The 10,393-nt window shown below is 56.6% G+C and carries 9 protein-coding genes; 5 read left to right on the top strand and 4 right to left on the bottom strand.

The genetic code is table 11. From position 1 onward, the window contains the following. The first annotated feature begins 15 nt into the window (after nucleotides 1-15). The 3 genes from C7453_RS05135 to C7453_RS05145 are packed head-to-tail and all read left to right on the top strand — an operon-like array spanning nucleotide 16 to nucleotide 5,241. A complete protein-coding gene (locus tag C7453_RS05135) occupies nucleotides 16-618 on the top strand; it encodes an O-methyltransferase (RefSeq protein ID WP_170143132.1) in 603 nt (200 codons plus the stop codon). After that, complete coding sequence (locus C7453_RS05140) at nucleotides 593-2,410, top strand: hypothetical protein (protein WP_114726444.1); 1,818 nt, start codon at nucleotides 593-595, stop codon at nucleotides 2,408-2,410. Before C7453_RS05135 ends, C7453_RS05140 begins: the two co-directional genes overlap by 26 nt. After that, the gene (locus C7453_RS05145; protein WP_114726445.1) at nucleotides 2,410-5,241 is read left to right on the top strand and encodes a glycosyltransferase; all 2,832 of its coding nucleotides are present in this window, start codon (nucleotides 2,410-2,412) and stop codon (nucleotides 5,239-5,241) included. Before C7453_RS05140 ends, C7453_RS05145 begins: the two co-directional genes overlap by 1 nt. A gap of 162 nt (nucleotides 5,242-5,403) precedes the next feature. Here the strand turns inward: C7453_RS05145 and C7453_RS05150 are convergent, their stop codons facing one another. The 3 genes from C7453_RS05150 to C7453_RS05160 form a co-directional block, all read right to left on the bottom strand. After that, nucleotides 5,404-6,183 (bottom strand): ABC transporter ATP-binding protein, encoded by a 780-nt coding sequence (locus C7453_RS05150; protein WP_114726446.1) that lies wholly within the window; start codon nucleotides 6,181-6,183, stop codon nucleotides 5,404-5,406. A 5-nt stretch (nucleotides 6,184-6,188) separates the two neighbouring features. After that, entirely contained in the window at nucleotides 6,189-7,070 is an 882-nt protein-coding gene (locus C7453_RS05155) for an ABC transporter permease (RefSeq protein ID WP_114726447.1), read from the bottom strand. A gap of 157 nt (nucleotides 7,071-7,227) precedes the next feature. After that, nucleotides 7,228-8,196, bottom strand: coding sequence for a glycosyltransferase (locus tag C7453_RS05160; protein WP_245948800.1), 969 nt, complete (start codon nucleotides 8,194-8,196; stop codon nucleotides 7,228-7,230). A gap of 186 nt (nucleotides 8,197-8,382) precedes the next feature. On the opposite strand from C7453_RS05160, the gene C7453_RS05165 reads away from it, so the two are divergent. Then, a complete protein-coding gene (locus tag C7453_RS05165; protein ID WP_114726449.1) occupies nucleotides 8,383-8,634 on the top strand; it encodes a hypothetical protein in 252 nt (83 codons plus the stop codon). A gap of 58 nt (nucleotides 8,635-8,692) precedes the next feature. Then, nucleotides 8,693-8,866 carry a DUF1328 domain-containing protein gene (locus tag C7453_RS05170; RefSeq protein ID WP_114726676.1) on the top strand — a complete coding sequence of 58 codons (174 nt, stop codon included), beginning with the start codon at nucleotides 8,693-8,695 and terminating at the stop codon, nucleotides 8,864-8,866. Nucleotides 8,867-8,930: 64 nt separating this feature from the next. Here C7453_RS05170 and C7453_RS05175 read toward each other — a convergent pair whose 3' ends face one another. Next, nucleotides 8,931-10,385, bottom strand: coding sequence for an efflux transporter outer membrane subunit (locus C7453_RS05175; RefSeq protein WP_245948851.1), 1,455 nt, complete (start codon nucleotides 10,383-10,385; stop codon nucleotides 8,931-8,933). Between the last annotated feature and the right edge of the window lie 8 nt (nucleotides 10,386-10,393).

The raw sequence follows: 10,393 nt of genomic DNA on the forward strand, positions 1-10,393 counted from the left end.
GGCACGAGTTGTCTGATGGCTCTGTCGGCACCGCATCGCGAGATTGCTGCTTTGTCTTCCATCCCTACTGATGATGTTCCCTCGGCTATTCAGGCGACGGAGGGTGGAAACGAGGTTCGTTTAATCGACCTTTTCGTGCCTTTTGATCGTAACGTCTCAGATAAATGGGAGCAATATCTTGCTATTTATGACGCGGAGTTACGCCGATTCGTGGCGGCGGGAAAGCCGCTGAGGCTACTCGAAATCGGAGTCCAGAATGGCGGGTCGTTGCAGATATGGTCGCGTTATCTGCCGCCGGGTTCAACGATAACGGGGATAGATATCGATCCGGCCTGTGCACATCTCTCCTTAGGTGCTGGCATCCGCATACTGAATGGTGACGCGAGCGATTCGGCTGCGTTGGAGCGGCTACTGGGCGATGAGAGGTTTGATATCATAGTAGATGACGGTTCGCATCGATCCGATCATATCATCGCCAGCTTTGAGGCCTGTTTCCCGCGTCTTGCGGCAGGTGGCATCTATGTGGTCGAAGACGTACACTGCAGTTACTTCGCGTCCTTCGGAGGGGGGGTTCCGCAAGCCGGGGGCCGCCATGGAATATTTCAAGGCGCTGACTGATGCTTTGAACGTGGATTACTTCGAGGCGGATGCGAAGGAGGCAGATGCACAGGATCTTGCGCACCTGTATATGGCAGGGCGAGAGATCGCCCGTATTACTTTCTATGATTCGATTATTGTAATCGAGAAGCTTGAATCCTCTAAGACGCGTCCTTATCGTCGGCTGATTACCGGTAATGAACGCCCCGTGGCGGACCTCGCCCATCACATCAGCCATCACATGCCAGTACCGCAACTGTACAATCTGGCGCTTTCTCCGACGGCCATGCGGGCGTTCGAGGCTCAGATGTGCGAAATGCTCGCCGCCCAGCGCGAAGTGATAGAGGTCCAACGTGATGAGCTTGAGGCCCAGCGTGTAGTGATAGATGCCCAACGCGATGAGCTTGCAACTCAACTCGCATTGGCTGAAGCAGAGAAAAATACAGCTGAGATTTACGCGCAGAACGTTGACGAATTGCAGCGCGGAATTGAGAGTTTGCGCGTTGAGCATCAGGCGTATGTTACCGAACGTGATGCGGCGTTTCGTAAAGCCGAGCAATACCAGTCCTCTCTTCTGGAGACCCAGGCGGCTCTTCATCAGGCATTGAGCCATGTTGAGTTGCTACAGGCCAGTTCTTCCTGGCGAATCACTGCCCCGTTGCGCATGGTTGCTCGTAATGGCCGTCGTCCGCGCATTGTGGCGCGCAAGTTGAAGGGGGCTACGACGAAGGCCAGAGGCATCATCGAGCGAGATGGTGTTGGACCAACTTTGAGACGAAGTTTGGAGATGGTACAGCGAGAAGGGCTGGCCGGTCTCGTCCGGAAGATGCTGTATGATCCTGCTCGGCAGGATATGCCGAAGGGAATCATGTCGGATGCATCGCCTCCGCATCTCAGCCGTGCAGAGTGTTTTCTGCCGGAACGCGATCCGCGTCTTGATCCTTACAATTTCGACGACAATGCTGCGCGCGCGGCAGCCGTTCAACACCGTTCCCCCGTGCTTGGCGTACGTAGGAATCCAACACCCGGCTTATCTGTCGTGATTTTGAATCGGGATAAGCCGGAACTGATCCTGCCTCAAATCGACGCCTTGATGGACGCGCGGGATGTATTCACCGAGCGCGGACTGTCCTTGCAGATACTGGTTGGAGACACCGGCTCTAGGCAGTCGGCTGTTCTGAATGGATACGACGAACGTGCATCTGAGCATGCATGTGTGATTGTGCGTAATCTTCGCTATCAGTTTTCTAATTGCAACAACACGGTTGCTCTTCAAGCAGAGCACGATGTACTGCTGTTTCTCAACAATGATGTTATTTTTGACGATGCAGCCGCAACGCTGCTCGCTTTGCGTGATGCCATTGTCAGTGTTGACGGCGCGGCAATCGCCGGGCTCGTCATGCAGTTTGGGGATGGCGAATATTTGCAGCATGGCGGGGTCGACTTTTTCCGCTCGGGCCCGTTACGTGGTCTGCCTTTTCATCCAGGTGCGAGAGAGAAGCGAGACGTGTCGTCTTTCCCTGCAATCTCGGATGTGCCTGCCGTGACGGGTGCCTGTCTCGCCGTTCGTGCTGACATCTTCCGTCGGGTTGGCGGTTTCGATACACGTTACGCGGCGGAATGCCAGGATATTGATCTTTGCCTGAAAGTAAGACGGATCGGGGGGCGCTGCCTTCTGGTTGCCAATAAGCGCACTATTCACCTTGAAAATGCGACACGTCCGAAAGGCGAAGAAAATTTTGCTGACCGACGATTGTTTATTCGCCGTTGGACATCATGGCTTGAAGCGATTGGTGACGTGGAGATTCCCTGATGCGAGACGGTAGTTTTTTTCTCGTCATCCGTATGCAGCGGGGGCACGGTGTCAGTGTAACTGCTGCCGAAACTGCGCGTGCGCTCTTGCGGTGCGGTCATGCGGTAACGATCGGTTGTGTCGAACCTAGTATTGATTTCCCTGATTTGGATGTGCGGACGATTTCGCCGGATGCTGGCGCTGTAGCCGCTGCCATGCGCGCCGCCGGGGCCGACACGGTTGTTGCTTTATCGGCCCCATATTTCGATATTCTGCCGGACCTGCCATCAGATTTTCTTCGTCTTGCATGGGAGGCCGGGGATCCGACACCTGGGCTTTTCCCTGCAACAGAGGCGCTGATACGCGAAGGATGGGCTCTAGCAAAAAGGAGGAATGTATATCCGCGCATCGACGGCGTGATGACAGTAAGCGAGTTCCTGATCTCCGACATCAACTGGCCCGATGCTATCGTCGTTCCAAACGGTGCAGATCATGCTGGCGTCTATATCGGCAAGCCCAAGCGCGCGGACGGTCCATTGAGGGTCGGACTGCTCGCACGGTTGGGGGTGGGGGAAGCACGTTACAAAGGGTTCGATCTGGTCGAGCCATTGCAGACTGAACTAAGGTTGCGCAACGTAAATGCCGTCATCGAAGTGATGGGGCGTGGTACAGAAACTGATGCCAAGCTGCTTCGCAGACACGGTTTCAAGGTCCATCTCAACGGCACAGATGCAGAAAGGGCAACATTTCTTTCCGAGATCGACGTCTTTATTTCCTTGAGCCTGTGGGAAGGATTCGACCTGCCGATCGTGGAGGCGCAATGGTTCGGAACGCCTAGCCTCGCGCTTGATACCGGTGCCCATCCGGCTGTGACACCGCTCCTGATGCCGGATCTCGGCGGAATAGCCGATTTGCTGGAGAGTTATGCATGTGATGCTGCTCTTCTCGCGAGCCACGGGCAACTCTGTCGCAACTTCGTCGCTACACGATTCACGTGGGATGCGACGGCAGAACGGTATTTGCTTGTTCGGGAGCGTTTACATGCAGCAAAGCCAACGGTCGTTGTAAAGAAGGGAGGAAGCGGTAGCGGGAGCGTTTTCTCCCCGTCCGATAGTCTAGCCTACAGGCAGTGGTCAGCACGTTATCAATCGTTGACGGCACAGGATATCAACACCATCGGGACGGTTTGGTGGGGTTTGAGGAAGCCTGCCAAGGTGAGTATTCTGGTTGACGTTTCAGTCGGTTCGCAACGGGATATCGCTTGCCTATTTTCGTCGCTGCTTGGTCAGATATATAGCCATTGGGAGGTGTTGTTCTTTGGAACGCCATCCGATGCACGGTTGCTGGCGGCGACATATAGTCTGTCCGATGGCCGCATCCGTCAGGCAACTCCATTCACCAGCGTCGCACTCGCGCTGGATGAGGCTGATGGTGAATTGGTAATGTGTTTGGACAATGGCGCTGCGCTTTCGAAGCCGGCGCTCTCTCTTCTTGTCGCCGCCATGGTTGATAATGGCGACATTGCTGTCGTTTATGCGGACGAAGACAGGATCGATGAGGACGGAGGCCGATCCGATCCCGTTTTCAAGACACAGATTGATCCCGATTTACTCATCGCATGCGAGTTCGTCGGGCGAGGAGCGATATTTCGTAAGGATCTACTGAGACAGGAAGCCGCATGGCATCCGGCGCTTACGCCTGCAGCCTTGTTACAGGCCACAGCATTGAAGGCCTATCGGGATTTTGGCGCGAAGGCTTTTGCGCACCTTCCTTTGATACTGCACCATATAGGGGCAGCCCATCTTCCAATCGAACTCCATGATCTGAAACAGAATGCCGCACGGTTTATCGAACCATGTTCTGATGTGTCACATATCGAGCCTAATCCCCTGGTGCAGGGAACGATCTCTATCCGGTATCCTTTGCCCGATCCGACACCACACGTTTCCATTATTGTACCCACGCGTGACCGTGCAAATTTGTTGTCGAACTGTATCGAAGGAATCCTATATCGGACGGATTATCCTTCGGTCGAAGTTATTATCGTTGATAACGGTAGTACTTCAGATGAAAGTTTAAATCTTCTTAATCGGCTCTCGATGGAGCCACGTGTTAAAATTATATCATCGCCGGGTCCGTTCAATTACGCGAAGCTCATCAACGGCGGTGTAATGGCTTCGACAGGGGATATACTTGTCCTCCTCAACGATGATATTGAGGTGATCGGTTCGGATTGGCTGACTGAGATGGTAACGCAGGCAATTCGTCCGGGTATCGGGGCCGTTGGTGCAAAACTATTATATCCGGACAGACGCGTTCAGCACGCCGGCATTGTGCTTGGTATCGGTTGGCCCGGTGGTGTCGCCGGTCATATGTATATGGGGGCCTCAGCCGATGATCCTGGACCGCAGGGAGCATTGAGCATGACACGAACGGTCTCTGCCGTTACAGGAGCGTGCCTCGTCGTGCGGCGTGACCTCTACCAACAGTTCGAAGGCCTGGACGAAATCAAGCTGGCTGTCGATTTCAATGACGTTGATTTCTGTCTCCGTCTACAAGAACAGGGTTTTCGTAATATCTGGACGCCATTCGCAATACTATATCACAAGGAATCCGCTTCTCGCGGGAAGACGAGGAACTACGAACAAGAAAAACGGTTCGGCGAGGAAGTGAAGTATATGCTGGCCCGTTGGGGAACGCTTCTCGACAATGATCCTTATTGGAATCCGAATCTTAGCCTCGTTGGAACTGACCTCGCGTTGGCTAATCCACCGCGGGGGCGGCGTCCTTGGGAGGACGCACAGAAGGATAGTTTGCCTCGTCTGAAGAATGTTGGGAGGAAACAGAAGTGAAGCTGGGGATGGTTCGATAATCTTTCCTTGTGAAAACTGGAAGAAATTTATGAGTACGTTTCGGGCCAAGGTCTGAGCGGGTCATGGTGGAGCATTTTTCGCCTATCTGGCATGTTATCTTGGAAAATAGATAGAGAATTATTTTTATAATAATTAGAGATTTTACGAATTCGTATCAATTTTTGCGAGTTCCTTAAAGGCGTGGGGCGGAAGATATTGTTCGAGAACAGTCAGAGGACTGCCGTCACTCTTGATCTGACCGTTCTCGACCCAGAGCAAGCGATTGCACCATTCAACCAGGATTGAAGGAGAATGGCTTGCCAGTACGAGTATGTCAGCGTGGCGAACCATATCTTCCACTCTTTTCCTAGCCTTCTCCATGAAAACCGCATCTCCGGCTAGGATCCATTCATCCATCAGCAGGATTTCAGGTGGAAATGCGGTTGCCATGGCAAATGCAAGCCGAATGGTCATGCCGGAGGAATAGTTGCGCACCGGAAGATCCAGGAAATTCCCCAATTCGGAAAAGTCCTCGACATCCTTGACGAGGTCCATTGTCTTCGAAGGGGATAGACCGAGATAGAGGCCTCGGAGGCGAATATTCTCGCGGCCGGTGAGTTGAGGGTTCATACCCTGGCCCGGATCTAGCAGGGCTGTCAGTCGCCCGTCTGCTGACAGAACGCCGCCCGTTGGCTGGTATATGCCGGAAAGCACACGCAGGAGGGTTGTCTTTCCCGATCCGTTGGAGCCGATCAATCCGAGACGATCGCCGGAATTCAAGGAAAAAGAGATATTCCGAAGGGCCTGGACGACGGGACGGTTGTTGGTGTCTCGCCCGAAGCGGGCCGAGGCTTGTCCAAGTATAGTCTTCTTCAGGGAGCGGCTGTCGCTATGATAGAGTGGAAAATCAATCGTGATATTGGATGCTGTGAGATTTGCCATTGTGTTCAGACCCAGAATGCAATCCGGCCGCGCGTTCGCGTAAAAGCGACCCATGAGAAGAGAATAAGGATACCGGAAATGATCAGTGCGCTGATCCAGGTTGTGGCCGGCAATGGTGTGCCTAAGAGAGGGGCCCTGAGGATTTCAAACATATAATAAAATGGATTGAAACGGATCAGGAAAATCGCTTCGCGGTGACCGTTGAGGATATCCGTGTTCCACATGACGGGTGTTACAAAAAAAGCGATTTGCATGATTGCCGAGATAATCTGCGGTACATCACGAAAACGGGCGCACAGGGCGCCGAAAAGCAGAGAGAACGCGAACGCATCGACCAGCCACAGGAAAAAGGCTGGCACTGCCATTAAGGAAGACAGAGATTGCTGCACACCCATTATTGCGAATACCGCGATAATGATAACGATATTATGGGCAAGAATGATCGTGTTGCGTACAATGCTGCGTGCTGCATGAACAGTGAAGGGCATGCGCATGCCCTTGATGACGGAGTCGGACTGAATGAAACAGCCGCAGCCGTCGGTTACCAGTGCGTTCAGGTAGTTCCAGGCGATGAGGGAGAGGGACAGGAAGGGAAGGTAGGTATGGATGTCGGTGTGGAACAGATCGGCATAGATGAAGGCCATGGCCCCCACCTGCACGCCCATCGAAATGGTCAGCCAGAACGGTCCGAGTGCGGAACCGCGATATCGAAGTTTGATATCGAGAAAACCGAGGACCGCGATGAGCCTCCACAGGTGGACCCCTTCGCGCAGATCGGCCAATGCAAGTTGGAGCCGTTGTTTCCATCCGCGATCGGCTGACAGAATAAAATGGGCCGGCTTTCGAAAAGCTCCGTCTTGCGGCATCGTAGAGAGTGCTTTGGTCATGAGAATGGAGCCTTTGATACCCTTATATCTGCCTGGAAGCCGGGCAAAAGCGCGTGTGAACGGTGATCCGGCGCGCAGTTGCGGTCAGGCTCCAGTGGGGTGACCATACGCGGATCGAGCGTCGAGAGGCAAACCGGCGCAGATGGGCGATCCGGGTTCATCCCAGCACGAACCAAAGGCGGAAAATCATCTGCTCGGCACGGGTGCTGCGCCGCATCTCGGGCATCCGGTGCAGAAGCCGCCAACGAGCCAGCCAGCCGGCCGGACCGGGGATATCCAACGCCTGGCGGAGTTTGCCCAGGCGGGCGACCGCCGGGTCCGTCAACAGGTCCCCGTGGCGGAGAAGCTGCGTGACGTTGGCGCGGAAGGTGGACATGAACAGAGCCGGCCCTCGTCGAAGGGCGGCCCGTGCCCGCGCCGCGAAATGCGCGGGTGCGCCCACCACGTTGCTCTGGTGCTGGCGGTAATAGAGAGTGGGTTGGCTGTCCGTCACGACATGGCCGCCCGCACCGCTGACCAGAAGATAGCTCCACCAGTCATGCAGCGTTCCAGCGGGCGGTGGCATGGCGGCCTGCACCAGACGGATCGCGGCGGGTGAGAGCATGATGGTGCAGCCGGTGGCGATGTTCTGAGTCAAGGCCATGGGAAAAACGGGTTCGGGCGGCAATGCGGGCGAAAGGCCGAGACGGGCGAGCGCCGAATCCGTGAGCATCTGACGGGAGCAATACAGGGCTGGCTCGTTGGTCGCGTGGAACGGCGCCAAGGCATTTACCGCGCGTTCCAACTTGTCTGGAAACCAGACATCGTCCTGGTCGCAGAAAGCGGCCAGGTGGCCGTCTGGCACATGATCCAGCAGCAGGCCGAACGATCCGGCTACGCCGAGGCGCTCCACGCTCCGGGTGACCTGGACGCAACGCCCGGTGGGCAGGTTGTCGGCGAAGCGCCGCACGATCTGCGCGCTATCATCGGTCGATCCGTCATCCCGCCAGACAAGTCGCCACGCCGCATGGGTCTGCTGCCCCAACGACTGGAGCAGCGCATCGAGAAAGGCGGCGCCGTTATGGACGGATAGCAGGATGCACACCGGCATGGCGTCGCGCACGGGAAGGCGGTCGGAACTGATCACGCGGAAAGATCCCATGCTGGAACGTTGATTCAGGGCTGCCGGGCATCTGGTCGAGAGCCTGCGGAGGATACCCTCCCACCAAGGCTTGTCGTGCTGAGAAGGGGAGTGGCTACGATTTGAAAACGATGTCTGTGTCCCTCATATATCCTATGTCACTATGTTTATTAAGAAGATTGGGGTGCCATCATGACGGACGGACAGTTTGAAACGAAGCTGGAAGAAGGGGTCGGTCGGCTTCAAGATGGGCTTGGCGGGTTGCTGGGTGATCCCGTACTCCAGATGAAGGGCAAAGGGTACCTGCTGTGTGCCAAGGCCCGTTCAGCCGGCTTCAAGGCCGGGGATGCCGTGCGCGACCTGACGGTGGATCAACCGGTGGTAGCTGTCGTGACAGCGGGTTTAGCCGGGTTTGCCCTGGCGATGGCATGGGTGCGGCGCTGAGGAACCGCCGGCCCGACCCGGCGTTCGTCATGCAAGGACTATGGATGGAGCGTGAATGATGTTGAAGTTGGCCCTCTTTTTTCTGGTGATTTCGATCATCGCCGGCCTGTTTGGGTTTACCGGAATTTCCGCTGCATCTGCTGGTGTTGCGAAGATCCTGTTCTTCCTCTTCATTCTTGCCTTCGTCGTCTTTCTGCTGATCGCGTTGCTGACGGCCAAAACGATCTTGTGACGACGCCGTCCGGGCCGCAGTGCGGCCCGGAATGTTTTCTTGGGGCGTGTAGGGCGGGTGTGCCCTATTGATTTTTGTCTTTCTGGATGAAGGACGGCAGAAGCGGATTGTCGGTCTGGAGCGACGCCTTCGACGGCAACCGCGCGGCATTCCACCCCCCTCCCAAGGCCTGCACCAGGGCTACGCTGTCGACCATGCGTTGCTGCTGGATCGAGAGGGTCGTTTCTGCGATCCCCAGAGCCGTGGTCACGTTGGTGATGACGGTGGTGTAGATCTGCGTTCCGGCTTCATACTGGTTCATCGAGACCTGGACGGCCTTGTTGGCGTAGTCCAGTGCGACCTGCTGTTGTGCGGCCTGCTGGGCCAGGATGCGCAGGTTAGACAATTGGTCCTCGGTGCCCTGCAAGGCCGTCAGCACGGTCTGGCGATAGGTGGCTACGGCGCTGTCATATTGGGCGTCGGCTGAATGGACGGCTGCGGTGCGTGACCCGCCGCTGAACAGGGTCTCGGTTGCCGAGGCTCCCAGCGACCAGACGCGGTTGGCAACGCTCATCAACGAGGTCACCGGATCGCCGCCGCTCTGTGAATAGCTGGCATTGATGGTGACAGAGGGGAAGAAGGCCGCGATGGCAGCGCCGATCTGGGCGTTGTATTCCTCCATGGAGCGCTCGGCGGCGGCGATGTCGGGGCGGCGTTGCAGCAGGTCGGCGGGAACGCCGACCGGAACCGCCGGGATGGCGCGGCTCAGTGCGCCCGGTGTGATCGTCAGTTCGGCGGGCGAGCGGCCGACCAGCACGGCGATGGCATGTTCGTACTGGGCGCGGGCAACGCCTGCCTGGATCAGCGATGCACGGTTTTGCTCCAACTGGGTGCGGGCCTGCATCACCGCCGTCGGGTCGGCGATGCCGGCGTCGAACTGGTTCTGGGCGATTTCCAGCGCCCGGGTGTTGAACGCGACATAGCGGCGCAACAGGTCCTGTAGCGAATCCTGGTAGCGCAGGTTGAAATAGGCCGTCGCGAGTTGTGCCTGGTAGGACAGGGTGGCGTTGGCCAGATCGGCGGCGCTGGCCTGGGCTGCCGTCACCTGGCTCTGGATATTGCGGCGGATCTTGCCCCACAGATCGAGGTCCCAACTGGCGCTGGGGCCGATGCTGTAGGAATTGTAGACGGTGCCGGCATTGGCATAGGAACTGCCGGAGGACGAGACGGACGACCCGCCATGGCCTGCGCGGTTGAAGCCGATGCTGCCGCTGATGGTGGGGAACAACTGCGCGCGCACGCTGTTGATGGTGGCGCGGGCTTGGCGGTAATTCGCCTCATACATCTTGACGTTCTGGTTCGAGATCGCGATGCGCGACTCCAGATCGTTCAGGATGGGGTCGTCATAGATCGTCCACCAGGCATCTTTGGGCAGTTCTGCCATGGCCGGCCGGGCTTTCTCCCAGCCGGGGGCCGGCACCAGTTCCTTGAAACGGGCGGATACCGGTGCGGTAGGACGATGATAGGACGGGCCGACCATGCATCCTG

Source organism: Gluconacetobacter liquefaciens (assembly GCF_003350405.1).
Classification (GTDB): domain Bacteria; phylum Pseudomonadota; class Alphaproteobacteria; order Acetobacterales; family Acetobacteraceae; genus Gluconacetobacter; species Gluconacetobacter liquefaciens.